Source organism: Xanthobacter sp. YC-JY1 (assembly GCF_021730305.1).
Lineage (GTDB): Bacteria > Pseudomonadota > Alphaproteobacteria > Rhizobiales > Xanthobacteraceae > Xanthobacter > Xanthobacter flavus.
The window spans coordinates 1,605,956-1,632,954 of the sequence record NZ_CP032674.1 but is presented as its reverse complement, the minus strand read 5'-3'; the positions used below and the strand labels follow the sequence as shown (position 1 = coordinate 1,632,954).

Sequence of the window (26,999 nt, the reverse complement as noted above, 5' to 3'; positions counted from 1 at the left end):
ATACAGGCGGCCCCGAAAAGTTCCCGCGCCTCAGCGCAGGGCGGCGAGGCCCGCCTCGATGCCGCCGGAGACGGCCTCAAGTGCAGGATGGGCCTCGGATTCCTTAAGGTAATGGCGCATCAGGTCGGTGGCGCTGATGACGCCCACGAGTGCGTAGCTCTCCATGACCGGCAGGTGACGCACCTGATGCTCCACCATCAGCCGCAGCACGGTCTCGATCGTGTCTTCGAGGGTGCAGGAGATGACGTCCCGCTTCATGAGCGAGGCCAGCACCACCTTCGGCGTGTTGGCCCCGTGCTCCAGCACCGCGCGGGTCACGTCGCGCTCGGAGAAGACGCCCACCACCGTGTTTCCCTCGGTGCGGCAGACATCCTTGATGATGACGGAGGAAATATTCTCCCGCTTCATCACGAGCACGGCGTCGGCCACCGTCTCGTGCATGCGCAGGGTGATGATGCGGGTGTCACGTTTTTCCCGCAGGATATCGTCCACGGTAATCATTGGCGTGTCCTCCCCTGGCGAATGCTCGCCCATTGCCACGGCGAAAGCTTCGCCGGGGCGGGTGGGGCCTTGTTGTCGCCCGTCTTCCCTCGGATCATCGTGGTATTCAAAATACATCCTGTCAACGCAAGAAGCGTCCCGCACCTGCGCAGAAGATGCTGCATTGCCACAAGTTTTCGGGACACCTGCGGCATTGCTTGCCGACGCACTCTTCCTCGCATGTGATATGATGTATTTGGTGCGCAAGACGGGAATCACTTCAGGCCCGACTGACTGCCGAAAGCCTAAGGCGAAGGGGTGCGATGACGTACCAGGATATCAACGTGAAGCCGATCGAGACGGAATCGAGCTTCCGGATGAAGGCCTACAAGGCGCTGAAGGCGGCCATCATGGAGATGGACATCTACAGCCACCCCGAGGAGATTCGCCTCGAGGAGCGCCAGCTTTCAGAGAAGCTCGGCGTTTCGCGCACGCCCATCCGCGAGGCGATGACGCTGCTTGAGCAGGAGGGCTTCGTGCGCTCCGTGCCCCGCCGGGGCATCTTCGTGGTGCGCAAGACCAAGCAGGAAGTCATCGAGATGATTACCGTCTGGGCGGCGCTGGAGAGCATGGCGGCGCGGCTCGCCTGCGAGCGTGCCACCGAGACGGAGATCCGCCAGCTGCGCGAGAACGTCCGCGCCTTCGCCAACCGCAACCCGGAAGAGTTCGTTTCCGAATATTCGGAGGCGAATCTCGCCTTCCACAAGCTCATCATCCGCATGTCCGGCTGCGCCCTGATCGCGGAGACGACGGAAAACCTGTTCCCCCACATGCGCGGCGTCCGCAAGGTCACCATCGGCCAGGCGCACAGGGCCCAGCGCTCCATCGTCGATCACACGCATATCGTCGAGGCCATCGAGAAGCGCGATCCGGACCTCGCCGAGCGTCTCGTCCGCGAGCATACCCTCGGCCTCGCCCGGCACGTGGCGGAGCATGGCGAGTTCCTGAACTAGCCTGCGCGCCGCACGAACCGACAAAAGAAAAGGGCCGGCGCTCGCGCACCGGCCCTTTTCTTTTGTCGAGCGAAGACAGCTCAGGCCGCCTTGTGCTTCTCGATCATCGTGACGAAGCGATCGAACAGATAGTGGCTGTCCTGCGGGCCGGGGCTCGCCTCGGGGTGGTACTGCACCGAAAAGACCGGCTTGTCGGCCAGCGCGATGCCGGCGTTGGAGCCGTCGAACAGGGAGACATGGGTCTCCACCGCATTTTTCGGCAGGCTGTCGCGGTCCACGGCGAAGCCGTGGTTCATGGAGGTGATCTCCACCTTGCCGGTGGTGAGGTCCTTCACCGGATGGTTCGCGCCGTGATGGCCCTGGTGCATCTTCACCGTGCGGCCGCCGACGGCGAGGCCGATCATCTGGTGGCCGAGGCAGATGCCGAAGGTGGGCACCCCCTTCTCGATCACCTTCTGGATGACCGGGACCGCATATTCCCCCGTCGCCGCTGGATCGCCGGGGCCGTTGGAGAGGAACACGCCGTCCGGCTGCAGCGCGAGGATGTCCTCGGCGGAGGTGGTGGCGGGCACCACGGTGACCTTGCAACCGGCGCGGGCGAGCAGGCGCAGGATGTTGCGCTTCACGCCGTAGTCGATGGCGACCACATGATGGCGCGGCGCCTCCTGCCGTCCGTAGCCGGTTTCCGGGTCCCAGGTGGTCTCGTCCCAGTCGAAGCGCTGGATCGAGGTGACGCCGGGCACGAGGTCCATGCCGACGAGACCGGGCCAGGCCCGGGCTTCCGCCTTCAGCGCCTCGATGTCGAACACGCCATCGGGGGCATGGGCGATGACCGCATTGGGCATGCCCGCCTCACGGATGAGGGCGGTGAGCGCGCGGGTATCGATGCCGGTGATGCCGGGGATGCCGCGGGCCTTCAGCCAGTCGTCGAAATGGCGGGTGGCGCGGTAGTTGGACGGATCCGTCACCGCGGTGCGCAGCACCACCCCGCGCACGCCGGAGGCCGAGGCCATGGACACCGTCTCGATGTCCTCCTCGTTGGTGCCCACGTTGCCGATGTGCGGGAAGGTGAAGGTGATGATCTGCCCGGCATAGGAGGGATCGGTGAGGATCTCCTCATAGCCGGTGATGGCGGTGTTGAAGCACACCTCGCCGGCGAGGCGGCCGGTGGCGCCGATGCCGAAGCCTTCGAGCACCGTTCCGTCGGCGAGCACGAGCAGGGCGGTGGGCCGGGGCTCGGCCCAACCCTCGGGGGCGTTGGGGGCGTGGTCTTGTTCGCTGGTCATGGATCGCCTAGATAGAGGCTCGCGCGCCGCGTTTCCAGCGCCTCTCGCAGGAATTTGTGCGCCTCGGTCCAGGCTGACCATCGGGTCGCCGGGCCCCGCCGCCCTCGATGGCGCGCTTCAACACAGGACAGACGATCGTGCTTCGCGACGACATCAACGCGGCTCTCAAAGAGGCGCTAAAGGCCCAGGATAAAAAGAGAACCGGGACGCTCCGCCTCATCAATGCGGCGCTCAAGGACCGGGATATCGAGCAGCGGGGACATGGCAAGGACCCGCTCAATGACGACGAGCTGCGTGCCCTGCTCGCCAAGATGGTGAAGCAGCGGGAAGAGAGCGCCAAGATCTATGACGAGGGCGGACGCCCCGAGCTCGCCGCGCAGGAGCGCGAGGAAATTACCTACATCCAGGCCTTTCTGCCAAAACAGCTTTCCGAGGCAGACACGCGCGCCGCCATCGCCGCGGTGATCGCCGAGATCGAGGCCAAGGGCATCAAGGACATGGGCCGCACCATGGCCGTGCTGAAGGAGCGCCATGCCGGCGCGCTGGATTTCGGCAAGGCCTCCGGCTGGGTCAAGGAAGCGCTGACGGCGGCCTGATCGCGGCCGTTCACACCCCCTTTTCGGGTGCTGTTCAGGGGTGGAATCGGTGACGTTCGGCGAACGTCAGCCTGATTCCACCCCTATCTCTCATTTCCGGGGCGGCCCGCCCCTTACTTCCGGCTCCAGATCTGCCGGTCGACCCCGGGCGGCAGGTCGGCCATCTCGTCGGCGACGAACACCGGCTCCGTCCCCGCCTTGCGCTGCGCCAGGTAGTCCTTCGTCAGCCGCACGACCGTGCCCGAGAGCAGGACGATGGCGACGAGGTTGATGGAGGCCATCAGCCCCATGGAGGCGTCCGCCGCGTTGAACACGGTGGCGACGCTCTGCAGCGATCCCCACACCACCATGGCCAGCAGCGCGAGGCGCAGCACGATGACGCCCGAGACATGGCCGTGGCCGAGGAAGACCAGCGCATTCTCGGCATAGGAATAGTTGCCGATGATGGAGGTGAAGGCGAAGAAGAAGATGGCGATGGCCACGAAATAGCGCCCGAGCCACCCCACATGCACTTCCAGCGCCGCCTGGGTGAGCTGGGTGCCGGTCAGTTCCGCCGAGGGCACCACCTCCGACAGCAGGATCAGCAGCGCGGTGGCGGTGCAGATGACGATGGTGTCGATGAACACCCCCAGCGACTGTACGAATCCCTGGCTCACCGGATGGTGCGGATCGGGCGTCGCCACCGCGGCGATGTTGGGGGCGCTGCCCATGCCCGCCTCGTTGGAGAACAGGCCGCGCTTCACCCCGTTCATCATGGCCGCCGCCACCGAGCCGGCCACCCCGCCCGCCGCCGCGCCCACGCCGAAGGCGCTGCCGACGATGTGACCAAGCACACTCGGCACCAGCGAGATGTGGGTGGCCAGCGCGTAGAAGGCGAGGCCCACATAAGCGAGGGCCATGAACGGCACCACGAATTCGGCGGTGCGGGCGATGGCGGCGATGCCGCCGAAGATGATGACGCCCGACAGCACCGCCACCACCAGCCCGGTGCCGAGCTTGGGTACGCCGAAGGCGCCCTCCACCGCGTCGGCGATGGAATTGGCCTGCACCGCGTTGAAGACGAGGCCGAATGAGATGATGAGGCAGACCGAGAACAGCCCGCCCGCCCACGAGGCCTTGAGGCCATGGGCGATGTAGAAGGCCGGCCCGCCGCGATAGCGGCCTTCGTCGTCCTTCACCTTGTAGAGCTGGGCCAGCGTGCTCTCGGCGAAGGCGGTGGCCATGCCCAGCGCCGCCACCACCCACATCCAGAAGATGGCCCCCGGCCCGCCCAAAGTGAGCGCCACCGCCACGCCGGCGATGTTGCCGGTGCCGACGCGGGAGGCGAGCGAGGTGCACAGGGCCTGGAACGGCGTGATGCCCGACTTGTCGGTGTCGTTGGAGCGCAGCACCGAGCGCAGCATCTCGGGGAAATGCACGATCTGCACGAAGCCGAGCCGCAGCGTGAAATACACCCCCACCGCGAGCAGCCCGTAGATCAGGACATAGCCCCAGAAGATGGTGTTGAGGAAATCGATCACCGCATCCATGTCAGCCAGCCCCCCCTGAATGGCGAAGCTTATCAGCGGCATGCAGGCGGTCTATCCCCAACGTCACCCTGAACGCCATTTTGTGGACACAATTCGGAGACGACGGGAGGTTGTGGATAAGTGGGATTGCGGGGGTATTGCGCACGCCGCTGCCCGACACCGAACCGCCCTCACGCCCCGGACGCATGTAGCAAAGCGGAATGCGAGCCGGGGCCCAGCGCAAAAAGCCGCCGGAGGCGCTGCTAAACCCCAACGCTCTCAGGCTTTGCCCGCTGCGCGGGAGTCTTGCGCTGGACCCCGGATCAGCGCTCCGGCTCCGCCGTCGCTTGTCCGGGGAACGCGATCGTCAAAGCCAGTCTTCGGCCAGATCACGCCACTCGGGGTTATCCCCCTCGATGAGGGCGAGTTTCCAGTCCCGATGCCACTTCTTCAGGCGCCGTTCGTGGGCGCGGGCGGCATCCAGGTCGTCGAACAGGTCCACATGCACGAGGAGATGGACGGCATATTTGCGGGTGAAGCCGGGGACGGCGCCGGAGCGATGCTCGAACAGGCGCCGGGCCAGATCGTTCGTGACACCCACGTAGAGCGTCCCGTTGCGACCACTTGCAAGGATGTAGACGGCAAAGCCCTGCATGGCTGCAGGCTAGCATAGCCGTGGAAGCGCGGGACGCCCCTACCGCCCTCGCGCCCCGGACGCATGTAGCAAAGCGGAATGCGAGCCGGGGCCCAGCGCAAAAAGCCGCCGAAGGCGCTGCTAAACCCCAACGCTCTCAGGCTTTGCCCGCTGCGCGGGAGTCTTGCGCTGGACCCCGGATCAGCGCTCCGGCTCCGCCGTCGCTTGTCCGGGGAACGAAGGCGGCTTCGTTGCCTGTAGCCCCCGTTCCCCCCGCCCGCCATCCCGGCTAGACTGAAGGGCTGCTCTCCGGGCGCCTGACTTTGGGTGACCGACGTCGCGCGCCCCTCACAGATTGCCGGCTCCGCCTGCCCATGCGCTTTTCGCCCGCCTTTCTCGACGAGATCCGCGCCCGGCTTCCGGTGTCGGAGGTGGTCGGCCGTCGGGTGAAGCTCAAGAAGCAGGGGCGCGAGTTCGCCGGGCTCTCGCCCTTCAATGCGGAGAAGACGGCCTCTTTCTTCGTCAACGATCAGAAGGGCTTCTACCACTGCTTCTCCTCCGGCAAGCACGGCGACGTGTTCGACTTCCTGATGGAGACGGAGGGCGCCTCCTTCGGCGAGGCGGTGGAGCGGCTGGCCGCCATGGCCGGGCTGTCCCTGCCGCAGGAGACGCCGGAGGCGGCGGCCAAGGAGCAGCGGCGGCGCACGCTCTATGAGGTGATGGCGCTGGCGGCGAAGCATTTCGAAGCCACCCTGCAATCCCGCCTCGGCGCGAAGGCGCGCGGCTATCTCGCCGACCGGGAGATCGGCCCCGCCACGCAGAAGCGATTCGGCCTCGGCTATGCGGCGGGCGAGCGCTTCAACCTGAAGGAGGCGCTGGGCAAGGAGGGGGTTTCCGTCGCCGACATGGTGGAAGCGGGCCTGCTGATCGCCGGCGAGGACATCCCCGTCCCCTACGACCGCTTCCGCGACCGGGTGATGTTCCCCATCACCGATCTGAAGGGCCGCGTCGTGGCCTTCGGCGGCCGGGCGCTGGAGAAGGATGTTCCGGCGAAATACCTCAATTCCCCGGAGACCCCGCTCTTTCACAAGGGCTCCCTGCTTTATAACGGCTTTTCCGCCCGCACCGCCGCCCAGACCGGCGCCCGCGTCATCGCGGTGGAAGGCTATGTGGACGTCATCGCCATGGTGGAGGCGGGCTTTGGCGGTGCGGTGGCACCGCTCGGCACCGCTCTCACCGAAGAGCAGCTGCAATTGCTCTGGCGCATGTCGGAAGAGCCGCTGCTGCTGTTCGACGGCGACAAGGCGGGCCGCCGGGCGGCCCATCGCGCCATCGACCTCGCTCTGCCGCACCTGAAGGCCGGCCGCAGCCTCTCCTTCGCCGCCCTGCCGGAAGGTCAGGACCCCGACGACCTGATTCGCCGCTCCGGGCGGGAGGCCATGGAGCAGGTTCTGGCACAGGCCCGGCCGCTCGCAGCGGAACTTTGGGCGCGCGAGAGCGAAAATGCGTCGCTCGAAACACCCGAGCGTCGCGCGGCGCTGGAAGGCCGGCTCAACGAGGTGGTGAACGCCATCGGCGACGAGACGGTGCGCAAGCACTATCGGGCCGATCTCATGGGCCGCTTCAACGCGCTGATGGCGCCCGCCGAGCGGGCCCGGCCGTCCGGCCGCCGGGAGAGCTGGTCACCCGGATTCACACCCGGACGGGGACGCGGCGGCAAGTTTCCGGGCAAGCCCTCGGCCCCGCCGTTGGCCCCGCGCGGACAGGAGATTGCAAGGAGCGCGCTGGTGCGCGGGCCCATGGCCGCCCTGCCGCGCAACGAGGCGCTGCTGTTGTTCTGCCTCATCAACCACCCCTTCCTGCTGGACGAGGCGGGCGAGGAGGTCTCCAGCCTGCCCTTTGCCAATCCGGAGGCCGACCGGCTGCGCCGCGCGCTCATCGAGGCGCATCTGGAGGGGCTCGATGGAGAGGCCCTCGCCGCCCATCTGGACCGCTCCGATCTCGACGCCCTGACCCGCCGGGTGAAGGCCCTCGCCAACCCCCGGCATGACTGGCCGGCCTATTCAGATACCGCAGAGACCGATGTCCGGCTCTGGTGGCATCAGCGCACGGCCTTGCATCGCAAGGCTCACGCGCTATCTAGAGAGCTGAAGGAAGCCGAGCGCACGCTGGGGGAAGACCCGAGCGAAGCCAATTTCGCCTGGCTCAGGGATGTCCGAGAGCGCCTTTCGGCGATCGACGGCACCGAGGCGCTGGTGGAAGGGTTCGGTGCCTCCTCAGGCCGTTCGGCGGTTCGATCGCTTTGATCGGAAGCCAGAGCGGCACAATTTGGCCAAGAGCGTCTGGCATGGCCCGCACAGCGGGAAATGCCGGACCCGCGGCCCACGGGACGGAAGGCAGCCTGCCGCCGACGACCATAGGGGTTGGAAGCGCGTTCAGGCTGGTTTAACGGGATGGCGTCAAAAAAGCCGCTCCCGGGTTCAAGGGCAAAAGGTGGCGAGGCTGAGGAGCCGCGCCGCCGTTCTGCTGTTGGAAATCGGCGGGATCAGCAGGAGAAGTCGATGGCGAAGCAATCTTCCGAAGCCACAGAGGCCCCGGAGAAGGAGACCGACGCCCCCGACGGGCCGTTGCTCGACCTGTCCGACGCCGCTGTCCGGAAGATGATCAAGAACGCCAAGCGGCGGGGCTACGTGACCTACGAGCAGCTCAACGAGGTGATGCCTTCCGAGGAAGTCACCTCCGAGCAGATCGAGGACACGCTGGCGATGCTCAACGACATGGGCATCAACGTCATCGAGGCCGAGGAAGCCGAGGCCGAAGAGGGCGGCGAGGAAGCCGAGACGGCGGACGAGCCGGAGGAGGCCGAAGGCGGCGAGCTGACGGAGGCCGCCCCGCGCGCCGTCGCCCGCGCCGAGACCAAGTCCGAGCCGGCCGAGCGGACCGACGACCCGGTGCGCATGTACCTGCGCGAGATGGGCTCGGTGGAGCTGCTCTCCCGCGAGGGCGAAATCGCCATCGCCAAGCGCATCGAGGCGGGCCGCGAGGCCATGATCGCCGGCCTGTGCGAGAGCCCCCTCACCTTCCAGGCCATCATCATCTGGCGCGACGAGCTGACCGAAGGTCGCGTGCTGCTGCGTGACATCATCGACCTCGAAGCCACCTATGCCGGCCCCGAGGGCAAGAACCCGCCCGCCGCGCTCGGCGAGGAGGCGGCCCTTGCCCCCGAGGCGGGCGAGGACGGCCTGCTCGGCGACGGCGCCGGCCCCGAGGGCGAGGAAGACGACATGGAGAATTCCATGTCCCTCGCCGCCATGGAGGCGGAGATCAAGCCGAAGGTCGTGGAGACCTTCGACCGCATCCATTCCAGCTACACCAAGCTGCGCCGGCTGCAGGACCAGAACGTCGAGTCCAAGCTCAAGAACGAGACCCTCTCGCCCGCGCAGGAGCGCAAGGCGAAGAAGCTCAAGGAAGAGCTGGTCGGCGACGTGAAGAGCCTGTCGCTCAACCAGGCCCGCATCGACGCCCTGGTGGAGCAGCTGTACGAGATCAACAAGCGCCTCGTGGGCTATGAGGGCCGCCTGCTGCGTCTCGCCGACAGCTACGGCGTCTCCCGCGACGACTTCCTGAAAAACTACATGGGCGCGGAGCTGGACCCCAAGTGGGTGCTGCGCATCTCCAAGCTCGGCACGCGCGGCTGGAAGGGCTTCGTCGCCCACGAGAAGGACACCATCCACGAGATCCGCGGCGACATCCACGCCCTCGCCACCGAGACGGGGCTGGAGATCGCCGAGTTCCGCAAGATCGTGCAGATGGTGCAGAAGGGCGAGAAGGAAGCCCGCCAGGCCAAAAAGGAGATGGTGGAAGCGAACCTCCGCCTCGTCATCTCCATCGCCAAGAAGTACACCAACCGCGGCCTGCAGTTCCTGGACCTCATCCAGGAGGGCAACATCGGCCTGATGAAGGCGGTGGACAAGTTCGAGTACCGCCGCGGCTACAAGTTCTCCACCTACGCCACGTGGTGGATCCGGCAGGCCATCACCCGCTCGATCGCCGACCAGGCGCGGACCATCCGCATCCCGGTCCACATGATCGAGACGATCAACAAGATCGTCCGCACCTCGCGGCAGATGCTGCACGAGATCGGCCGCGAACCCACTCCCGAGGAACTGGCCGAGAAGCTCGGCATGCCCCTGGAGAAGGTGCGCAAGGTGCTGAAGATCGCCAAGGAGCCCATCTCCCTCGAAACGCCCATCGGCGACGAGGAGGATTCGCACCTCGGCGACTTCATCGAGGACAAGAACGCCATCCTGCCCATCGACGCCGCGATCCAGAGCAATCTGCGCGAGACGACGACCCGGGTGCTGGCCTCCCTCACCCCCCGCGAGGAGCGCGTGCTGCGCATGCGCTTCGGCATCGGCATGAACACGGACCACACGCTGGAAGAAGTCGGCCAGCAATTCTCCGTGACGCGCGAGCGTATCCGCCAGATCGAGGCCAAGGCCCTGCGCAAGCTCAAGCACCCGAGCCGGAGCCGCAAGCTGCGCTCGTTCCTCGACAACTGACATGAAGCGGCTCCGCCATTTTATGGCGGAGCCGTTTATTTTTGGGCTTCAACGCGGCGTCCGAAGAAGAAAGCGGCACCGCTAGCCAAAACACCTAAAATTGCTGTAATTATTTGAGCGTCAGCTCGAGTTAAAGTGATGTAAAGCATAGCTAAAAGCACAACCACAAAAGAAAACGCTGCGACGTAAAACGTCCATTTTCTAATGTGGTATTCGTTTATATCGTCATTTAGCTGCGTACATACTTGCTGAAAATCTGAGAAATACAGAGGATCCGAGCCACTCTTCTCGATCACAAAACGCGTATAAAATTGTCCTTTTTCTGAAACATAAGCCCACACCTCCCAAGCCGCTGAAGATCCAATCGGCGCTGGGCCATATACTTCTTCGACTTTTCCGCCATTGTTGTTTTCAACAAGCTTAGCAACTGCGCTTTCGTTCAGTTTCACGGGCTACCCTCCAAGCTTGGCCATTCAATCTAGCGACAAAGCCTAAGGTTGCAATACGCTCGCAGCGCACTTGGCTCGGAACATCCCCTGCCTCTCGCGATTGACCTCCATATCCACAACGATGGAGGCACACATGCCCGGTCCACTGGACGGCAAGCGCATTCTCATCCTCTCCACCAACGGCTTCGAGCAGTCCGAGCTGGAAGTGCCCCGCGACCGGCTGAAGGAAGCGGGCGCGCAGGTGCATGTGGTCTCGCCCGAGGCCGGCGAGATCAAGGGCTGGGACAAGAAGGACTGGGGCCGCGCGGTGAAGGTGGACAAGACCCTCTCCGAGGCCCGCGAGAGCGACTACGACGCCATCGTCCTGCCCGGCGGCCAGATCAACCCGGATCTGCTGCGGGTGGAGCCCGCCGCCATCGCCCTCATCAGGTCCTTCTACGATGCCGGCAAGACGGTCGCCGCCATCTGCCACGCCCCGTGGCTGCTGGTGGAGGCCGGCATCGCCAAGGGCAAGCGCATGACCTCCTACAAGTCCATCCGCACGGACGTGGAGAATGCCGGCGCCCGCTGGGAGGATGCCTCCGTCGTCACCGACGCCGGCGTCATCACCTCCCGCAACCCCGGTGATCTGGAGGGCTTCAGCCGCAAGATCATCGAGGAAGTGCGCGAAGGAAAGCACCAGCGCCGCGCGGCGTAGGGGGGGGGGCTCTCCCTCTCCCCTTGCGGGAGAGGGCCGGGGTGAGGGGTTCTGGCACCGCTTGGCGCGGACTGCGGAGGCCGGAGCCCGGCCTGCCCCCTCACCCCCAGCCCCTCTCCCGCAAGGGGAGAGGGGAGTTATGGCGGCGCAAGATGGCGACGGGATGCGTCCCCGTCGGTGCGCGGAACGACAGCCTGATATCCCCGCGCCCCGTCGCCGTTTGCCTCCCTCTCCCCTCGCGGGAGAGGGTTGGGGTGAGGGGGAACGGCACCGCTTGGCGCGATCTGCGAGGCCGGGAGCCCTGCCATTCCGTGGATCGCCCGGCTTGGCCGGGCGATCCACGGGAGGGCCAGGTCGGACTTTCGGACAGCGCGCCAGCGGAGGGGTGGATCGCCCGGACAAGCCGGGCGATGACGCGCGCACAGGACAAGCCTGGCGCCCCTGCCGCGCCGTCGCTTATCCGGGAAAGCGATTGCGTCGCCGCCGCCCCTCACACCCCCAGATAGCGCCCCACCAGCCCGGCATCCCCGGCGAAATCCGCGGCCGCGCCGGTGTGGACCACCCGTCCCTTCTCCATCACAGCCACCTCGTCGCACACGCCCGCCAGCGCCGAGACGTGCTTGTCGACGACGATCAGCGACAGCCCCTCCCCCTTCAGCACCGACAGCACTGCCCAGATCTCCGCCCGGATGAGCGGGGCCAGCCCTTCGGTCGCCTCGTCCAGGATGAGGAGGCGCGGATTGGTCATCAGCGCACGGCCGATGGCCAGCATCTGCTGCTCGCCGCCGGAGAGGCGGTTGCCATAGTTGCGCCGCCGCTCGGCGAGGCGGGGGAACAGCCCATAGACGCGCTCCAGCGTCCAAAGCGGCAGGCCGGAGCGGCCGGGGGCGGCGGTGGCCACGAGGTTTTCCTCCACGGTGAGCGTGGGGAAAATCTGCCGCCCCTCGGGCACGAGGCCGAGGCCGAGGCGGGCGATGCGGTGGGGCTTCAGGCCCTTGAGCGCCACACCGTCGAAGGTCAGCGCGCCGCCGCTGGGCGGAAGAAGACCCATGAGGGCGCGGATCGTGGTGGTCTTGCCCATGCCGTTGCGGCCCACCAGCGCCAGCGCGCCGCCGGACGAAACGGAAAGATCGACGCCGAACAAGGCCGGCGTACCGCCATAGCCAGCGGTGAGCCCCGCAATAGTGAGGAGCGGCGCGGTCATTCGCCGTCTCCCAGATAGGCGGCGCGCACGGCGGCGTCGGCGCGCACGGCGTCCGGCGTGCCGCAGGCGATGATGCGCCCGTTGACCAGCACGCTGATGCGGTCGGCGAGGCGGAACACCGCATCCATGTCGTGCTCCACCAACAGGATGGCGCAGCGGCCCTTGAGGCGGGTGAGCAGCGCCACCATGGCGGCGGATTCCGCTGGCCCCGTGCCGGCCATGGGCTCGTCCAGCAGCATCAGGCGCGGGCGGGCGGCCAGCGCCATGGCCAGCTCCAGCGCCCGCTTCTCCCCATGGCTGAGGGCGGACGCCGCGACTTCGGCGCGTGCGCCCAGCCCCACTTCATCGAGCAGGCCGGCAGCCTCTTCCCGCGCCGCGCGGTCGGAGGCGGCGGGCCGCAGCAGGCGGAAGGTGCGCCCGCGCGCCGCCATCACGGCCAGCGCCGCATGCTCCAGCGCGGTGAAGCGGGGGAAGATGGAGGTGATCTGAAACGCCCGCGCGAGGCCCAGCCGCGCCCGACGGTGGACTGGCAGACGCGTGATGTCCGCCCCGTCGAAGCGGATCGTGCCGGCATCGGGCATCACCTCGCCGGCGATCTGGCCGACGAGGGTGGTCTTGCCGGCGCCGTTGGGGCCGATGAGGGCATGGATCTCGCCGGGCCGCACCGCGAGGTCGACGCCCGCCGTCACATGCAGCGCGCCATAGGCCTTGGCGAGGCCGGCGATATCCAGCAGCGCGTCAGCCATCGCGCCGCCCCACGAGCAGGGTCGCGATGCCACCGCGCGCCAGCACCAGCAGCACCAGCAGCGGGCCGAAGATGATGCGCCAGTGTTCGGTGAGGTGGGCGAGCCCATCCTCCAGCAGCACCACGCCCAGCGCGCCGAGCACGGGGCCCAGCGCCGTCGCCGGCCCGCCCGCCACTACCATCACGATGAATTCCGCCGAGCGGTGCCAGGAAAGATAGGCCGGGCTCACGAACTCGGTGAGGTTGGCATAGAGCGCGCCGGCGAGACCGGCGAAGGCACCGGCGATGACATAGGCGACGAGGCGATAGGCATAGGGGTCCACCCCCAGCGCGCGCAGCCGCCGCTCATTGTCCCGTCCTGCCGCCAGCACCCGGCCGAAGGGCGCGCGCGCCAGCACCGTCGAGACGAGCACGGTGAACGCGAGGAGGCCCAGCACCACATAATGGAAGGTCTTCGGGTCCTTCAGCCAGCGCGCCCCCGCAACGGTGGAGCGGGCGGCGAGGGTCAGGCCATCGTCGCCGCCATAGGCCGACAGGCTCTGGGTGACGAAGAAGGCCATCTGCCCGAAGGCCAGCGTAATCATGATGAAATAGACGCCGCGCGTGCGCAGCGAGATCGCCCCCGTCACGAGCGCGAACAGGCCGGCCGCCGCCATGGCCACGGGGAAGGCGACGAGGGCGTCGCGCACCCCCTCCTCCATCAATATGCCCACCGCATAGGCGCCGATGCCCATGGTGGCCGCATGGCCGAAGGAAACGAGCCCGCCTTGCCCCAGGATGAAGCCGAGGCTGGTGGCGGCCAGCGCGAAGATCATGGCTCGCGCCACCAGCGTCAGCATCGCGGTGTCGGCGAAGGCCGGCACGGCGGCGAGGGCCGCGAACAGCACGAAGGCGAGGATGAGCCTGTTCATGCCGGCGCCGGGAACAGGCCGCGCGGGCGGAAGAAGAGGATGGCCGCCATCAGCACATAGACGCTCATGGAGGCGAGCGCCGGCCCGGCCGCGCTGGCGGCGGAGGCGGACATGACGAGCTTCAGGATGTCGGTCAGGAAGGAACGGCCGAGCGTGTCGATGAGCCCCACCAGCAGCGCCGCCACGAACGCCCCGCGCATGGAGCCGATGCCGCCGATGACGATGACCACGAAGGCGAGGATGAGGAGATTGTCCCCCATCCCCGGCTCCACGGAAAGGATCGGCCCCGCCATGGCCCCGGCGAAGGCCGCCAGCATGGCGCCGAAGGCGAAGATGCGGGCGAACAAAGCGGTGATGTCCACCCCCAGCGCCGACACCATGGGCGCGTTGGTGGCCCCCGCGCGCAGCAGCATCCCCGCCCGGGTGCGGGTGACCAGCACATAGAGCAGCCCCGCCACGCCCAGCCCGGCGCCGATGAGGACGAGGCGGTAGACGGGATAGTTCAGCCCGTCCATCAGCCGCACCGAGCCCGACAGCGCCTGCGGCATGGGGATGGCGAGGGGCGCCGAGCCCCAGACCATGCGCACCGCTTCGCTCACGAACAGGATGATGCCGAAGGTGGCCAGCACCTGATCGAGATGGTCCCGCCCATAAAGCTGGCGGATGACGAGGCGTTCCAACAGCAGGCCCAGCACCAGCGCGGCGGCAAGGGCCAGCGGCAGGCCCAGCCAGAAGCTGCCGGTCAGCGCGGTGGCCGTCACCATCAGATAGGCGCCCAGCATGTATTGCACGCCGTGGGCGAGATTGATGACATCCATCACCCCGAACACCAGCGTCAGCCCCGCCGCCACCAGGAACAGCAGGATGCCGAGCTGGAGCCCGTTGAGCATCTGGACGAGGAAGAGGGTGAGGGTCATGAGCGGGGCGAGGCTGGACCGGGACGGCTCAAGGAGGATGCGCCACCGCTTCAGGACCGTCATCCCCCGGCGTGTCCGGGGGATCCACGGCACGGCCGGGCGAGTGACTTAATCGCCGGCAGCAAAAAAGCAGTGGGGTGGATGCCCCGGACGAGCCGGGGCATGACGGCTATTAAACAGGAGGCTGCTCCCCGGACAAGCGACACCGCAGGTGGAGCGCCGATCCGGGGTCTAGAAGAGACGTCGACGAAGCTGGCGAAAGCCCCGGCGGCCTCCGGTCGGGACGCCTTCGGCGGAGCGTTGCACAGGACCCCGGCTCGCATTCCGCTGTCGCTGCATGCGTCCGGGGTGCGACATGAAGTGAGGCCTGGGCCTCACTTCATGTCGCACTTTTCCGCATAGGCGTCGCCATAGTTGGAGAAGACCTTCTCCTGCACCATGGTCTCCACCTTGCCATCCGGGCGCTTGCCCACCTTCACCAGGTAGAAGTCCTGGATGGGGAACTGGTTGGTGTTGAACTTGAAGTTGCCGCGCACGCTCGAAAAGTCCGCCTTCTTCAGCGCCGCGCGCACGGCGGCCTTGTCGGCGGTCTTGCCGCCCGTGGCCTTCAGCGCGCTGTCGATGAGCTTGGCCGCGTCATAGCCCTGCGCGGCGTAGAGCGCGGGGATATAGCCGTATTCCTTCTCGAAGGCGGCGACGAAGGCCTTGTTGGCGGGGGTGTCGAGGTCCGGCGCCCAGGCCGCGCCGGAGAAGAAGCCCAGCGCCGCCTCGCCGGTGGCCGGCAGGGTCGTCTCGTCCACCGTGAAGGCGGAGAGGAAGGGCGTGGTGTCGGCAAGGCCCGCCTGCCGGTACTGCTTCACGAGGTTCACGCCCATGCCGCCGGGCATGAAGGTGAACACCGCATCGGGCTTGGCGGCGGCGATCTTGGCGAGCTCGGCGGAGAAATCCAGCTGGCCGAGCTGGGTGTAGATCTCGTCCGCCACCTCGCCCTTGTAATAGCGCTTGAAGCCGGCCAGCGAATCCTTGCCCGCCTGATAGTTGGGGGCGATCAGCACCACCTTCTTGAAGCCCTTGTCCTGCGCATACTTGCCGAGAACCTCGTGGTTCTGGTCGTTCTGGTAGGAAGCGGAGAAGAAGAAGGGGCTGCAGCCGGCGCCGGCGATGGTGGAAGGGCCGGCATTGCCGGAGATGAGGAAGGTCTCATTCGCCGTCACGGGCTTGGCCACCGCGCCCATCACGTTGGAGAAGACCACGCCAGCGACGAAGTCCACCTTGTCGCGCTCAAGCAGGCCCTTCACCTTCTGCACGGCGATGTCGGGCTTCAGCTCGTCATCGACGACGATCACCTCGGTCTGCTGCCCGCCGAGCTTGCCCCCCAGCTCCTTGACCGCCAGCAGGAAGCCGTCGCGCATGTGCTGGCCGAGCACGGCGGAGGGGCCGGAGAGGGTCGAGACCAGCCCCACCTTCACCGGATCGGCGGCGGCCGCGCCGGACAGTGCGAGGGTGCCGAGGAGCGCGGTCGAGGCGAGAAGTCCCTTGAAACCCATGGCGGTGAAGTCCCCAATCGTTCGTTCTGACGTCGTTCGTCTGACGTCGTTCGTCTGACGTGGCGGCACCCTTGCAGAGCCGCGCGCGGCAGACAAGCCGGGATGTAAGGCGCGCCGCCCGCTAAGGCGCCCGCGCGGGGGGCAGGCCGGCGGCGACGCGCTCTTCCAGATAGGGGAAGAAAGGATTGGAGGACATGCGCACCAGCATGTCCACGTCCACCACCAGCGCGCCATATTCCCCGCGCGCCGCGATGTCGCCGAGGCGGATGCCGAACTTTTCCGCCGGGTCGGGCTCGAGCCCGTAGAGCCCGTCCGACAGGGGGAATGGCACCGCCACGTGGGAGAGGGAATACACATCCTCCGGATAGACGGCGGTGAGCGGCCGCACCGTCTCTTGCGTCGCGCCGGCCGGCGTCTCGCGCACCACGGTGGCGGACGAGCCCGGCGTCGAGTTGCCGATGACGGCGGTGCGGAAGCGGCGCGGCGCCGCCGGCAGCAGGGACGAGATGGCGGTGTCGGAGCGGCGGTTCAAAAGGTCCTCGAACTGACCGGAGCGGTTGATGTCGATGAGCACCAGCTCGCTGCCATTGTCGTCGAGACGGGCGTGCAACTGCTCGATCACCGCCCGCGCGCTCACCGTGTGGTCCAGCACCGACTGGAAGGTGAGCACCGGCGCCAGCCCGGTGAGGCGGCCGGCGCGGGAATGGCGCTCGATGTTGGCCTGAAGCACCTGGGTCAGCTGGAAGGACTCACGCGCGGCGTGCACCGGAAAGGAATTGTACTTGAAGGGGTTGAACTCAGGCGTGATGTTCAGCCACGCCGCCTTGGCGAAGGCCGGGAAGATGGCCGGCAGGCCCGCGAGGCCGGCGAAGCGGGCGAACTCCGTCACCCCCACCATGGGCGACATGAGCACGATGCGCGACGGCGCCACGAGGCTGGGATCATCCAGCGCATCGAGTGCGTGCATCAGCGCCAGCGCGCCACCATTGGAATAGCCGACGATATGCACCGGCTTGTCCGGCCCCACGCGCCTGCGGGCCTCGCGCATGGCGAGGGCGGTCGCGGCGATCCACTCCTCGTGCCCGATCTGCGTCAGCGATCCCGGCACCGTGCCGTGGCCGGGCAGGCGCAGCACGATGGCGATGAAGCCATGGTCCGCATAGAGCTGCGCCAGATGGCGATGGCTGTAGGGCGAATCGGTGAGCCCGTGCAGGAACACCGCCGCCCCCGCTGGCTCGCCCTTGGGCTGGAGCACGTAGGTGCGGTTGAAATCCTGCGCGAAGCCGGGCGGATAGATGGGGCTCGACGCGAAATAGCGATTGAAGCGGACGCGGTCCTCCGGGTCCACCTTGTCGGTCACGTTGGCCTTCACGCCGGCGAAGGCCTTGTCCTCGGCGGCCATGTAGGCGGCAAGGTTGGCGGTCGCGAGGGCGCTGCGGCTCAGCTCCGGGGGATGGTAGGTGTGCCAGCGGTCCAGCGGCGGGCCGCGCTGGGAATCCACCGCCCGCACCACGAAGATGGTGGCGACCACGGCGAAGATCAGCAGCGCCACGATTTTCGCCGTGCGCTTCGTGCCCCGCCACATGAACCCGACCGCCCCCATTCCCCGTCCCCCTTCGCTCGGGGCGAACCTACAGGGCTCAGCCTTGCCGGCAAAGCACGCCGACGCGACCGCCCGTGCGCCCCCCGATTGAGCGTCGCCGGGATGCGGCCGGGACCCGGGAAGGCGCCGGCCGCGCCCCCTCTCCCCTTGCGGGAGAGGGCTGGGGTGAGGGGTGTTTCGCCCTTTGCCCGGAGGTTGGGATTGCGACGCCAGCCCCCTCACCCCCGGCCCCTCTCCCGCGAGGGGAGAGGGGAGGAAGGACCGCTGCGAGACCACCTTCATCCCCTCAACCCCTTGCGGCAGGCGGGTCGCGTCGCTATCTGCGGTTCACGCCCCCAAGAGGCTGCATCGCCATGGAAAACCTGAAGCTCATCGCCCTCGACGAGGAAGACCTCGCCATTTTTTCCGCCCATCTGCAGGATGCGGTGGTGAAGACGGTGGACATGGGCTTCCTGCCCCGGCTGCAGCGCTTCGCCCTGGTGCTGAACCGCTTTGACTGGGACCAGAAGGTCGTCGCCAACGAGACGGTCCGCCGCCGCACCGGCCTGCATTTCGAGCGGGTGCGCGACGTGAAGTGCCGCGGCATGGAGGAGGGGCAGCGCACCGGCGTGCTCAACCTGCTCGCCGTCACCTTCATGCCCGGCGACCTGCCTTCCGGCTTCGTCTACCTCACCTTCTCCGGCGGTGCCGAGGTGCGGCTCGAAGTCGAGTGCATCGAGGCGGGCCTGCGTGATCTCGGCCCCGCCTGGGGCTGCACCCACGCCCCCAAGCATCCGGAAGTTGCCGCGCCCCCCGCCGGCGTCGGCGGGAGCGCCGGACAGAGCTGAACGCCGGCCATTAACCAGGATCGAGACCACAAGAGGCCGCCACTTTGCGGCGGCCTTTCCGCGTTGTATCGCAGGCTGATACGCCCGTTGGGGACACGTCCGCACGGCCGGGCAGATCCGATCCTTGCAACCGGACGTAATAAGGTCGCAAAATCAGCTTAGATGGCCGGAGACCCGCCGGCAGAGGATCGCAGTTCGCGCCGCTATGTTGTTTCGTCCTTTAAATACAGCGTCGGCTTCGACATTGCCGCGGCGTTGGATTCTGATTTTCGGAAGTATAATAGTAACGGCAATCGTAGTATTTCTTGCCCTCCAGCAGACCCATCTCATCCACTCCGTCTTTTTCGTCGGCGAGGCGCATGAAGCCTGGCATCTCCACGAACTGTTCGCCGCGTGGATCGTTGCGACTGGCGCGCTCATCGCGATCCTGATCGTCCGCGAGGGCCAGCTGCGCAAGCTCATCATCCAGCAGCGCGAGACCCAGAAGCTGGTGGACGACGCCTCCGCCTTCGACAGCCTGACCGGCATCGCCAACCGCCTACAGTTTCAGTCGGAATTCAGCCGCGAGCTGAAGGAGACCTCAAACAAGAGCAAGCGCCTCGCCCTCCTCGTGGTCGATGTGGACCTGCTGCGTTCGGTCAACGAGGCCCACGGCCATGGCGCTGGCGACGATCTCCTGCGCCAGCTGGCGGGGCGCCTCATCTCGGTGCCGCACCGCGGCGGCATGGTCGCCCGGCTCGGCAGCGGCGAATTCGCCGTCCTCTTCCCCATGGGGGCTGACGAGACAGAGGAACTGTTCCGTCTGGCGAGCCGCATCCTGTCGCGGCTGCGCGAGCCGTTCGACTGCAATGGCCTCCGGATCAACATCACCGCCAGCATCGGCATCAGCAAATATCCGCGAGACGGATCGTCGGCGACCGTGCTCCTGCAATCGGCGGAAAAGGCCCTGCGGCAGGCCAAGGCCGTGGGCAAGGATTGCTACGCGCTCTACGATTCCGACCTCGACGCGCGCGGGCGCGAGCGCCGGAGCCTGGAATCCGAGTTCAGGCACGCGCTCGAGGCCGGCGAGATCGTGGCCCAATACCAGCCGGTGGTGCGTCTAGCGACGGGCGAGACGGTGGGTTTCGAGGCGCTGGCGCGCTGGCGGCATCCGAAGCGCGGCATCCTTGGCCCCGCCGAGTTTATTCCCATCGCGGAAGACGAAGGCCTCATCGACGCCCTCTTCACCGCCATGCTGCGCCGGGTGGGCGAGGACCTCGCCACCTGGCATATGCCGCTGAGGGTGGCGGTGAACCTCTCCCCGGTTCAGCTCGTGGACCCGCAGCTGCCGCAGCGCATCCTCGACCTCCTGGCGCAGATGAACATTCCGCCGGGACAGATCGAGCTGGAAATCACCGAGACTGGCCTGCTGCTGGATTTCGAGACGGCGCGCGGCACGCTGGCGGTGCTCAAGGAGGCTGGTGTGCACGTCTCCCTCGACGATTTCGGCACCGGCTTCTCCAGCCTGCGCCACCTGAACGAGCTGCCCATCGACAAGATCAAGATCGACCGCTCGTTCACGCGGCTCATCGCCACAGAGGCGCAGAGCTGCAAGATCATCTCCTCCATGCTCAACCTCGGCCGGACGCTGGAGCTGACCACCGTCGCGGAGGGGGTGGAGACGCGGGAGGAGGCCGATTTCCTGCTCAGCCAGCGCTGCGATCTCGGGCAGGGCTATCTGTTCGCCCGCCCGCTCTGGCCGCAGGAGGCGTTCGCCACCGCCAGCCCCTCCGGCGCCTGACATTCCGGGCCGGCGCGGGCTGCGGGCGGTTGCGCGGCAAAGGCCGCCGCACCGCTTGGGGCTTCCCTCGCGCGCGAACCTGCTCTAGCAAGGCGGCATGCCGATCCGCCTCACCATCAGCCAGCCCGACTTTCCCGAGCGCTTCATCGATTTCCTCGGCTCCAAGCGCGAGGCGTCCGTGGACGTGCAGGACAAGGTGTCCACCATCATCGCCGACGTCCGCGCCCGCGGCGACCGCGCGCTGGTGGACCTCTCCCGCACCTTCGACCGGGTGGATCTGGACGCCCTCGGCATCAAGGTGAGCGATGCCGAGCTGGACGCGGCGCTGGCCTCCATCCCGGAGGAGACGCGCGCGGCGCTCGATTTCGCCAAGGCCCGCATCGAATCGCACCACGCCCGCCAGAAGCCGTCGGACGAGACCTATGTGGACGCCGCCGGCGTCACCCTCGGCCACCGCTGGACCAGCGTGGACGCCGTGGGCCTCTACGTGCCCGGCGGCACGGCGGCCTATCCCTCCTCCGTGCTGATGAATGCCGTGCCCGCCCAGGTGGCGGGCGTGCCGCGCATCGTCATGGTGGTGCCGGCGCCGGACGGCGTGATCGCGCCGCTGGTGCTCGCCGCCGCGCGGCTCGCCGGCGTGCATGAGGTCTATCGCGTGGGCGGGGCGCAGGCAGTGGCCGCTTTGGCCTATGGCACGGAAACCATCCGCCCGGTGGACAAGATCGTCGGCCCCGGCAACGCCTTCGTCGCGGCGGCCAAGCGGCAGGTGTTCGGCAAGGTCGGCATCGACATGGTGGCCGGCCCCTCCGAGGTGCTGATCCTCGCCGACGGCGATGCGAGCGCGGACTTCATCGCCGCCGACCTCCTCGCCCAGGCGGAGCACGACACCGCCGCCCAGTCCATCCTCATCACCTCCTCGCCCGAGCTGGCGGGCGCGGTGGAGAAAGCGGTGGAGGGCATGCTCGCCACCCTGCCCCGCGCCGAGATCGCCTCCGCCTCCTGGCGCGACCATGGCGCCATCATCCTGGTGGACCATCTCGCCGACGCCATCCCGCTGGTGGATCGCATCGCCCCCGAGCATCTGGAAATCCATGCGGCCGATGCCGACGCGCTGGCCGCGAAGGTGCGGCACGCGGGCGCCATCTTCATCGGCGCCTGGACGCCGGAGGCCATCGGCGACTATGTGGGCGGCACCAACCATGTGCTCCCCACCGCGCGCTCGGCCCGCTTTTCCTCCGGCCTCGGCGTGCTCGATTTCATGAAGCGTACGTCCATCCTCAAGCTCGATGCCGACGCGCTGGAAAAGCTCGGACCGGCCGCCGTGCGTCTCGCCGCCGTGGAGCGGCTCGATGCGCACGGGCGGTCCGTCTCCATCCGCACCAACAGATGACGGGGAAATAGCGATGAGCGACAAGCCGGAGACAAAGCCCTCGGCCCGGCTCAGCGCCGTGACCCTTGACGACGCCTCCATCGGCCATGCCGGCAGCCCGGATATCGAGCACGAGCGGGCCACCGCGATCTGGGACCTGATCGAGGACAACAGCTTCCTGCCCTGCAACGATCCGGGCGAGGGGCCCTACCAGCTCTTCATCTCGCTGGCGGACAACCGCCTCGTGCTGGACATCAAGCGCGAGAGCGGCGACCAGGTGGTGCAGCACCATCTCTCGCTCACCCCCTTCCGCAAGGTGGTGAAGGACTATTTCCTGATCTGCGAGAGCTATTACAACGCCATCCGCACCGCCTCGCCGAGCCAGATCGAGGCCATCGACATGGGTCGGCGCGGCCTCCACAACGAGGGATCGACGCTTTTGCAGGAGCGCCTCAACGGCAAGGTGGTGGTGGATTTCGACACCGCCCGGCGCCTGTTCACGCTCATCTGCGCCCTGCACTGGAAAGGCTGACCGGCGATGGAGCCCCCTGCGGCGCCACAGCGCTCAGCGCGGCCGCAATCGGTTCTTTTCATGTGCGGACAGAACGTGGTGCGCTCGGTGATGGCGTCCGCGCTGGCCCGGCATTTGTTCGGCAAGTCCATCTATGTGGGTTCGGCCGGCGTGATCGCCGGTGATCCCGACCCCTTCGTCACCGCGGTGATGGAGGAGATCGGCCTCGACGTGAAGAAGCACCGGCCGCAGAGCGTCGAGGATCTGGAGGAATACGAGGGGCTAAACTTCGACCTCGCCATCTCGCTGTCGCCCGATGCCCACCACCGCGCGCTGGAGCTGACCCGCACCAACGCCCTCAAGGTGGAATACTGGCCCACCCCCGACCCCACCGGCGAAGGCGGCAACCGCGAGCAGCGCCTCGACGCCTACCGGGAGGTGCGCGACGAACTGGAGCGCCGCATCCGCGCCCGGTTCCGGCAGCCCTAGCCCCCTGACGCAGCCCGCGCGCCCCGGGCGCAAAGCGCCCGATCGCGGCAGCTCACGGGCATCAGCTCACGCCTGCCCCGCCTCCTCGGTCGCCACCCGGCCGGAGAACAGCTCCGCCACGAACCGCGTGTCGGGGTGGTGGGCGCACAAGGTGAGGCCGGCGATGAGGATGGGCACGCCGATGAAGGCGCCCGCAATGCCCCACAGGAAGGCGAAGAAGAACACCGCGAACAGCACCAGCACCGGCGACACCGCCAGCGCCTTGCCGGCGAGGCGCGGCTCCAGATAGCTGCCCGACAGGAACTGGATGACGTTGAGGCACACGAACACGAACACCGCCATCTCCCAGCTCTCGAACTGGGCGAGGGCGAAGAGGGTGGGCAGCAGCGTCGCCACGAACGGGCCAATGAAGGGGATGTAGTTCAGCGCGAAAGCGATGGCGCCCCAGGCGAGGGCCAGTTCCAGCCCGGCGGTGAGCGTGAAGGCCCACACCACCGCGCCGGTGGCGATGCTCATCAGCGTGCGCACCGCCATATAGGTCTGCATCTTGCGGGCGATGTCGGCGAGCGCCGGGGCGAGGAAGGGCGCGCGGCCGGAGCGGGACAGCCGCATGACCTGGCTCTTCATCGCCTCCACTTCCAGCAGTCCCAGCAGCACGTAGATGAAGGTGAAGACGAGGAAGCTCGCCATGCCCTGCAGGCGGCCGGACAGATCCTGGAACAGGCGCAGCAGCCAGCGCACGTCGAAATGCTCGGCCCACAGGCCGGCGAGGACGAAGCCATGGCCCTCCAGCCAGATCGCCGCCTCGCCATAGAGGCGCTGGAAACGGGAGGCGTTCTGGAACACCCAGGCGGCCACGTGGCTGAAGCCCCACACCACCACCGAGGACACCGCCCCCACCACCGCCAGCGTGATGACGAGGGTGCCGAGCACGGCGATCATCTTCGGCAGCTTCGCCTCCAGCCGCGCGAGGAGCGGATGCACCACGGCGATGACCAGCAGCGCGAAGGCCACCGGCGCCAGCAGCGCCCCCGTCACGTAGAGCGCCGCGAACACGACCACCGCCGCCGCCAGCCCCACCAAACCCCGCATTCGTCCGTCTCCCGTTGCCGGATGGCGATTACCTGACGCGGACGGAATTAGCGAGGGCTCACGCGACAAGGATGCGCCGCATGGCCCGGAGCCCAAGGCCGGCGGCGCCCGGCCCGTTGACGAGCGCGAACACGCCGAAGGGCGAAGGCGCGCCCGTGCCCTGCCAGGCGAGGAAGCCCATCCACGCCGTGAAGCCCGCCACCGCCCCGTCCTTGGTGACGAGGGCGAGAGGGCCGGAGGCATCGGCCACGTCATGCATGATCCAGCCATAGGCCGTGCGCGGCGCCCTCCCGCCGCCGCAGCGGGGGGAGGAGAAGATGTTGCCCTGCTGATAGGCGAGGGCCGGGCTCTCCATGCCGGCCGCGCCATGGCCCATGCTGGCGGTGAGGAAGGCCAGCATGTCGGAGCCGGTGGAGACGATGCCGCCCGCGCCGACGCCGGTGAGGCGGGTCGGCGCGTAGTCCGCGGCCGGTGGCAAAGGCTGCCAGTTGCGCCGGTAGGCGGCGGGCAGGCGGGGCTTCATCGCCGAGCGGAAGATGCCGGTGGCGGACATGCCCATGCCGGCGCCGAAAGCCTTCAGCGCGCGGTCGTAGCGCTCGGCGCCCTCCACCATGCTGCCCTGCCCCGCCCCCGATCCGGCCAGCGCCAGCAGCGACCAGCTGAGGTTGGAATAGGAATAGCAGCTGCCCGGCGGCGAGGGCGGCCGAAGCGTCGCGAGATAGGGGAACATCGTCCCGAAGCTCACTATCACGCCGGGCGGATGCACCCCGCCCTGATTGTCCTGCGCCATGCCGGACTGGTAGCGCGCGATATCGGCGAGCGGAATGCGCGCAAGGCCCGGCGAGAGCGCACGGGGGGCGAGCCAGTCGCCGAGATTGCCCTTGAACGGCCCGTGCGCCTGATAATGGAGGCAGGCGGTGAACACCTTGGAGATGGAGCCGATGGCGAACGGCGTTCCGCCATCCAGCGTCATGGGCCGCCCACCGGGATGGGTGAGGTCCGGCGCAGCGGCGAGGAAGAGCTGGCCGTTGCCGCGCGGATTGACCACGCCGAGCACCACCGCGAGCCGCGCCCCATGCTGCGCGCGGGCCCGCGCCACCTCCTGATCCGTCATCTGCTGGAGCGCCTCGAACGGCACGCGCGGATAGCCCGCGGCGAAGGCCGGGCGGGAAAGAACGCCTGCCGCAAGGGCCCCCTTCAGGATCGTGCGCCGGTCGATCATCGCCCCGCCTCCCTCACCCGGAGCATGGCGCGGCGCGCGGCGGATGGCGAGCCTGCGCGTGTATGCAATGCGCATCAGAACCGGCACATCTGCACAAAATTGCGGCTCCACATGCCCAGCCGAGGCGCAGGCGTGTGCCGGGCGGTTCCGGCAAGGCGTTGAAAACAAACGCGCCATGGGTTGGCACGCCGGTTGCTTCTAGAGATGTCGAGTTGGTGGCTAGGGTTCCGGCATCCAAGAGATGCGCTGGTCCGAGAGCTGCCACCGCGACGGGAGACATCCGGCGCGGGTGCACGGCGGGATAAAAGCCCGGGAGACCTCAGTGGCCAAGGAATTGGCGGCACTGGTCTCGCCAATTCCCAATCGTCGAAGCGAAGGGGAATTTGAATGCGCACTCCGGTTTCGTCCAAACTTCATCGTCTGAAATCCGCGCTCGCTGGCGCGCTGGGCCTTGCCGCCGTCGCCGGCCTCGCGCTCGGCGCCGGCCCGGCCGAAGCCGCGCCCAAGAAGGAATTCAAGGTCGCCTGGTCGATCTATGTGGGCTGGATGCCCTGGGGCTACGCCAACGACACCGGCATCGTGAAGAAGTGGGCCGACAAGTACGGCATCAAGATCGATGTGGTGCAGTTCAACGATTATGTGGAGAGCATCAACCAGTACACGGCCGGTGCCTTCGACGCGCTCACCGTGACCAACATGGATGCCCTCTCCGTGCCCGCCGCCGGCGGCGTGGACACCACCGCCGTCATCGTCGGCGACTTCTCCAACGGCAATGACGCCGTGATCCTGAAGGGCAAGAAGGACCTCGCCGCCATCAAGGGCCAGAAGGTCAACCTCGTCGAATTCTCGGTCTCCCACTATCTGCTCGCCCGCGCGCTCGAGAGCATCAAGCTCAAGGAGCGCGACGTGAAGGTGGTGAACACCTCGGACGCCGACATGGTCGCCGCCTACAAGACCAAGGCGGTCACCGCGGTGGTCACCTGGAACCCGCTGGTGTCGGAAATCCTGACCGACAAGAACGCCCATGCGGTGTTCGATTCCTCCAAGATCCCCGGCGAGATCATGGACCTCCTCGTCGCCAACACCGCCGTGCTGAAGGACAACCCGGACTTCGCCAAGGCGCTGGTGGGCATCTGGTACGACACGACCACCCTCTTCACCGCCGACACGCCGGAAGGCAAGGCGGCGCGGGAGGCCATGGGCAAGGCCTCCGGCACCGACCTCGCCGGCTTCGACAGCCAACTCGCCGCCACCCGCCTTTTCGCCAAGGCGCCCGAGGCGGTGGCCTTCGTCCGCTCGCCGGATGTGGGCACCACCATGGACCGCGTGCGCAAGTTCCTGTTCGAGAAGGAGCTGCTCGGCTCCGGCGCCAAGTCCGCCGACGCCATCGGCATCGAGCTGCCCGGCGGCAAGGTGCTGGGCGACGCCAAGAACGTGAAGCTGCGCTTCACCGACACCTGGATGGCGATGGTCGCCGACGGGAAGCTCTGAGGGGGTAGCGCCTTCCCTCCTCCCCTCTCCCCTTGCGGGAGAGGGGCCGGGGGTGAGGGGGCTTTC

Annotated in this window: 24 protein-coding genes and 1 riboswitch; of the genes, 11 read left to right on the top strand and 13 right to left on the bottom strand. The window is 67.5% G+C overall.

The features are described 5' to 3' along the window. Positions 1 to 30: 30 nt before the first annotated feature. On the bottom strand, positions 31 to 501 hold the full coding sequence (locus tag D7006_RS07620; RefSeq protein ID WP_237356159.1) for a CBS domain-containing protein: 471 nt from the start codon (positions 499 to 501) through the stop codon (positions 31 to 33). 302 nt (positions 502 to 803) lie between these two features. Between D7006_RS07620 and D7006_RS07615 the strand changes: the two genes are divergently transcribed. Next, positions 804 to 1,493 (top strand): GntR family transcriptional regulator, encoded by a 690-nt coding sequence (locus D7006_RS07615; protein WP_169122367.1) that lies wholly within the window; start codon positions 804 to 806, stop codon positions 1,491 to 1,493. Positions 1,494 to 1,573: 80 nt separating this feature from the next. Here the strand turns inward: D7006_RS07615 and carA are convergent, their stop codons facing one another. Then, positions 1,574 to 2,779, bottom strand: a complete 1,206-nt coding sequence (gene carA, locus D7006_RS07610) for a glutamine-hydrolyzing carbamoyl-phosphate synthase small subunit (protein WP_229645646.1) — start codon at positions 2,777 to 2,779, stop codon at positions 1,574 to 1,576. 137 nt (positions 2,780 to 2,916) lie between these two features. On the opposite strand from carA, the gene D7006_RS07605 reads away from it, so the two are divergent. Beyond that, positions 2,917 to 3,375 carry a GatB/YqeY domain-containing protein gene (locus tag D7006_RS07605; protein ID WP_169122369.1) on the top strand — a complete coding sequence of 153 codons (459 nt, stop codon included), beginning with the start codon at positions 2,917 to 2,919 and terminating at the stop codon, positions 3,373 to 3,375. Positions 3,376 to 3,488: 113 nt separating this feature from the next. Here the strand turns inward: D7006_RS07605 and D7006_RS07600 are convergent, their stop codons facing one another. Together D7006_RS07600 and D7006_RS07595 are read right to left on the bottom strand one after the other, a co-directional pair. After that, complete coding sequence (locus D7006_RS07600; protein WP_229645645.1) at positions 3,489 to 4,904, bottom strand: sodium:alanine symporter family protein; 1,416 nt, start codon at positions 4,902 to 4,904, stop codon at positions 3,489 to 3,491. 346 nt (positions 4,905 to 5,250) lie between these two features. Then, positions 5,251 to 5,538: a GIY-YIG nuclease family protein gene (locus D7006_RS07595; protein ID WP_237356158.1), complete on the bottom strand. Its 288-nt coding sequence runs from the start codon at positions 5,536 to 5,538 to the stop codon at positions 5,251 to 5,253. 353 nt (positions 5,539 to 5,891) lie between these two features. Between D7006_RS07595 and dnaG the strand changes: the two genes are divergently transcribed. Together dnaG and rpoD are read left to right on the top strand one after the other, a co-directional pair. Next, entirely contained in the window at positions 5,892 to 7,823 is a 1,932-nt protein-coding gene (gene dnaG, locus D7006_RS07590) for a DNA primase (protein WP_237356157.1), read from the top strand. 255 nt (positions 7,824 to 8,078) lie between these two features. Beyond that, positions 8,079 to 10,079, top strand: coding sequence for an RNA polymerase sigma factor RpoD (gene rpoD / locus D7006_RS07585; RefSeq protein WP_169122373.1), 2,001 nt, complete (start codon positions 8,079 to 8,081; stop codon positions 10,077 to 10,079). Positions 10,080 to 10,114: 35 nt separating this feature from the next. Here rpoD and D7006_RS07580 read toward each other — a convergent pair whose 3' ends face one another. Next, positions 10,115 to 10,528 (bottom strand): hypothetical protein, encoded by a 414-nt coding sequence (locus D7006_RS07580; RefSeq protein WP_237356156.1) that lies wholly within the window; start codon positions 10,526 to 10,528, stop codon positions 10,115 to 10,117. A 133-nt stretch (positions 10,529 to 10,661) separates the two neighbouring features. Between D7006_RS07580 and D7006_RS07575 the strand changes: the two genes are divergently transcribed. Further along, on the top strand, positions 10,662 to 11,225 hold the full coding sequence (locus D7006_RS07575; protein WP_237356155.1) for a type 1 glutamine amidotransferase domain-containing protein: 564 nt from the start codon (positions 10,662 to 10,664) through the stop codon (positions 11,223 to 11,225). 490 nt (positions 11,226 to 11,715) lie between these two features. Here D7006_RS07575 and D7006_RS07570 read toward each other — a convergent pair whose 3' ends face one another. The 6 genes from D7006_RS07570 to D7006_RS07545 form a co-directional block, all read right to left on the bottom strand. Further along, positions 11,716 to 12,429 (bottom strand): ABC transporter ATP-binding protein, encoded by a 714-nt coding sequence (locus tag D7006_RS07570; RefSeq protein WP_237356154.1) that lies wholly within the window; start codon positions 12,427 to 12,429, stop codon positions 11,716 to 11,718. Then, the gene (locus D7006_RS07565; protein WP_237356153.1) at positions 12,426 to 13,175 is read right to left on the bottom strand and encodes an ABC transporter ATP-binding protein; all 750 of its coding nucleotides are present in this window, start codon (positions 13,173 to 13,175) and stop codon (positions 12,426 to 12,428) included. Before D7006_RS07565 ends, D7006_RS07570 begins: the two co-directional genes overlap by 4 nt. Then, a complete protein-coding gene (locus D7006_RS07560; protein WP_237356152.1) occupies positions 13,168 to 14,085 on the bottom strand; it encodes a branched-chain amino acid ABC transporter permease in 918 nt (305 codons plus the stop codon). The genes D7006_RS07565 and D7006_RS07560 overlap by 8 nt, the downstream gene beginning before the upstream one ends. After that, positions 14,082 to 15,002 carry a branched-chain amino acid ABC transporter permease gene (locus D7006_RS07555; protein ID WP_229646828.1) on the bottom strand — a complete coding sequence of 307 codons (921 nt, stop codon included), beginning with the start codon at positions 15,000 to 15,002 and terminating at the stop codon, positions 14,082 to 14,084. The genes D7006_RS07560 and D7006_RS07555 overlap by 4 nt, the downstream gene beginning before the upstream one ends. Positions 15,003 to 15,376: 374 nt before the next feature. Continuing rightward, positions 15,377 to 16,549, bottom strand: a complete 1,173-nt coding sequence (locus D7006_RS07550; protein WP_237356151.1) for an ABC transporter substrate-binding protein — start codon at positions 16,547 to 16,549, stop codon at positions 15,377 to 15,379. A 121-nt stretch (positions 16,550 to 16,670) separates the two neighbouring features. Further along, complete coding sequence (locus tag D7006_RS07545; protein WP_237356150.1) at positions 16,671 to 18,134, bottom strand: carboxylesterase; 1,464 nt, start codon at positions 18,132 to 18,134, stop codon at positions 16,671 to 16,673. Between the two features lie 371 nt (positions 18,135 to 18,505). Here D7006_RS07545 and D7006_RS07540 point away from each other — a divergent pair, with 371 nt between their 5' ends. From D7006_RS07540 to D7006_RS07520, 5 genes are all read left to right on the top strand, one after another. Further along, the gene (locus D7006_RS07540) at positions 18,506 to 18,979 is read left to right on the top strand and encodes a DUF2948 family protein (protein ID WP_237356149.1); all 474 of its coding nucleotides are present in this window, start codon (positions 18,506 to 18,508) and stop codon (positions 18,977 to 18,979) included. Between the two features lie 244 nt (positions 18,980 to 19,223). Next, on the top strand, positions 19,224 to 20,759 hold the full coding sequence (locus tag D7006_RS07535; protein ID WP_237356148.1) for a bifunctional diguanylate cyclase/phosphodiesterase: 1,536 nt from the start codon (positions 19,224 to 19,226) through the stop codon (positions 20,757 to 20,759). 97 nt (positions 20,760 to 20,856) lie between these two features. Continuing rightward, positions 20,857 to 22,149: a histidinol dehydrogenase gene (gene hisD, locus D7006_RS07530; RefSeq protein WP_237356147.1), complete on the top strand. Its 1,293-nt coding sequence runs from the start codon at positions 20,857 to 20,859 to the stop codon at positions 22,147 to 22,149. Positions 22,150 to 22,162: 13 nt separating this feature from the next. Beyond that, entirely contained in the window at positions 22,163 to 22,660 is a 498-nt protein-coding gene (locus D7006_RS07525; protein WP_169122383.1) for a UPF0262 family protein, read from the top strand. A gap of 6 nt (positions 22,661 to 22,666) precedes the next feature. Beyond that, positions 22,667 to 23,128 carry a low molecular weight phosphatase family protein gene (locus D7006_RS07520; RefSeq protein ID WP_169122384.1) on the top strand — a complete coding sequence of 154 codons (462 nt, stop codon included), beginning with the start codon at positions 22,667 to 22,669 and terminating at the stop codon, positions 23,126 to 23,128. A 66-nt stretch (positions 23,129 to 23,194) separates the two neighbouring features. Here D7006_RS07520 and D7006_RS07515 read toward each other — a convergent pair whose 3' ends face one another. Then, on the bottom strand, positions 23,195 to 24,220 hold the full coding sequence (locus D7006_RS07515; protein ID WP_237356146.1) for an AI-2E family transporter: 1,026 nt from the start codon (positions 24,218 to 24,220) through the stop codon (positions 23,195 to 23,197). 58 nt (positions 24,221 to 24,278) lie between these two features. Further along, on the bottom strand, positions 24,279 to 25,442 hold the full coding sequence (locus D7006_RS07510; protein ID WP_237356145.1) for a serine hydrolase: 1,164 nt from the start codon (positions 25,440 to 25,442) through the stop codon (positions 24,279 to 24,281). 208 nt (positions 25,443 to 25,650) lie between these two features. Beyond that, positions 25,651 to 25,760, top strand: a riboswitch (guanidine-I (ykkC/yxkD leader). A 69-nt stretch (positions 25,761 to 25,829) separates the two neighbouring features. Here D7006_RS07510 and D7006_RS07505 point away from each other — a divergent pair. After that, on the top strand, positions 25,830 to 26,933 hold the full coding sequence (locus D7006_RS07505) for a putative urea ABC transporter substrate-binding protein (protein WP_229645631.1): 1,104 nt from the start codon (positions 25,830 to 25,832) through the stop codon (positions 26,931 to 26,933). Positions 26,934 to 26,999 lie beyond the last annotated feature (66 nt).

What these genes read in the sequence shown, in the direction of transcription:
- D7006_RS07565 (WP_237356153.1), bottom strand. Translation starts at nt 13,175, where the DNA reads ATGGCTGACGCGCTGCTGGATATCGCCGGCCTCGCCAAGGCCTATGGC.
- hisD (WP_237356147.1), top strand. Translation starts at nt 20,857, where the DNA reads ATGCCGATCCGCCTCACCATCAGCCAGCCCGACTTTCCCGAGCGCTTC.
- D7006_RS07505 (WP_229645631.1), top strand. Translation starts at nt 25,830, where the DNA reads ATGCGCACTCCGGTTTCGTCCAAACTTCATCGTCTGAAATCCGCGCTC.
- D7006_RS07545 (WP_237356150.1), bottom strand. Translation starts at nt 18,134, where the DNA reads ATGTGGCGGGGCACGAAGCGCACGGCGAAAATCGTGGCGCTGCTGATC.
- D7006_RS07615 (WP_169122367.1), top strand. Translation starts at nt 804, where the DNA reads ATGACGTACCAGGATATCAACGTGAAGCCGATCGAGACGGAATCGAGC.
- dnaG (WP_237356157.1), top strand. Translation starts at nt 5,892, where the DNA reads ATGCGCTTTTCGCCCGCCTTTCTCGACGAGATCCGCGCCCGGCTTCCG.
- D7006_RS07560 (WP_237356152.1), bottom strand. Translation starts at nt 14,085, where the DNA reads ATGAACAGGCTCATCCTCGCCTTCGTGCTGTTCGCGGCCCTCGCCGCC.
- rpoD (WP_169122373.1), top strand. Translation starts at nt 8,079, where the DNA reads ATGGCGAAGCAATCTTCCGAAGCCACAGAGGCCCCGGAGAAGGAGACC.
- D7006_RS07575 (WP_237356155.1), top strand. Translation starts at nt 10,662, where the DNA reads ATGCCCGGTCCACTGGACGGCAAGCGCATTCTCATCCTCTCCACCAAC.
- D7006_RS07570 (WP_237356154.1), bottom strand. Translation starts at nt 12,429, where the DNA reads ATGACCGCGCCGCTCCTCACTATTGCGGGGCTCACCGCTGGCTATGGC.
- D7006_RS07525 (WP_169122383.1), top strand. Translation starts at nt 22,163, where the DNA reads ATGAGCGACAAGCCGGAGACAAAGCCCTCGGCCCGGCTCAGCGCCGTG.
- D7006_RS07550 (WP_237356151.1), bottom strand. Translation starts at nt 16,549, where the DNA reads ATGGGTTTCAAGGGACTTCTCGCCTCGACCGCGCTCCTCGGCACCCTC.
- D7006_RS07595 (WP_237356158.1), bottom strand. Translation starts at nt 5,538, where the DNA reads ATGCAGGGCTTTGCCGTCTACATCCTTGCAAGTGGTCGCAACGGGACG.
- D7006_RS07620 (WP_237356159.1), bottom strand. Translation starts at nt 501, where the DNA reads ATGATTACCGTGGACGATATCCTGCGGGAAAAACGTGACACCCGCATC.
- carA (WP_229645646.1), bottom strand. Translation starts at nt 2,779, where the DNA reads ATGACCAGCGAACAAGACCACGCCCCCAACGCCCCCGAGGGTTGGGCC.
- D7006_RS07600 (WP_229645645.1), bottom strand. Translation starts at nt 4,904, where the DNA reads ATGGATGCGGTGATCGATTTCCTCAACACCATCTTCTGGGGCTATGTC.
- D7006_RS07540 (WP_237356149.1), top strand. Translation starts at nt 18,506, where the DNA reads ATGGAAAACCTGAAGCTCATCGCCCTCGACGAGGAAGACCTCGCCATT.
- D7006_RS07555 (WP_229646828.1), bottom strand. Translation starts at nt 15,002, where the DNA reads ATGACCCTCACCCTCTTCCTCGTCCAGATGCTCAACGGGCTCCAGCTC.
- D7006_RS07520 (WP_169122384.1), top strand. Translation starts at nt 22,667, where the DNA reads ATGGAGCCCCCTGCGGCGCCACAGCGCTCAGCGCGGCCGCAATCGGTT.
- D7006_RS07515 (WP_237356146.1), bottom strand. Translation starts at nt 24,220, where the DNA reads ATGCGGGGTTTGGTGGGGCTGGCGGCGGCGGTGGTCGTGTTCGCGGCG.
- D7006_RS07510 (WP_237356145.1), bottom strand. Translation starts at nt 25,442, where the DNA reads ATGATCGACCGGCGCACGATCCTGAAGGGGGCCCTTGCGGCAGGCGTT.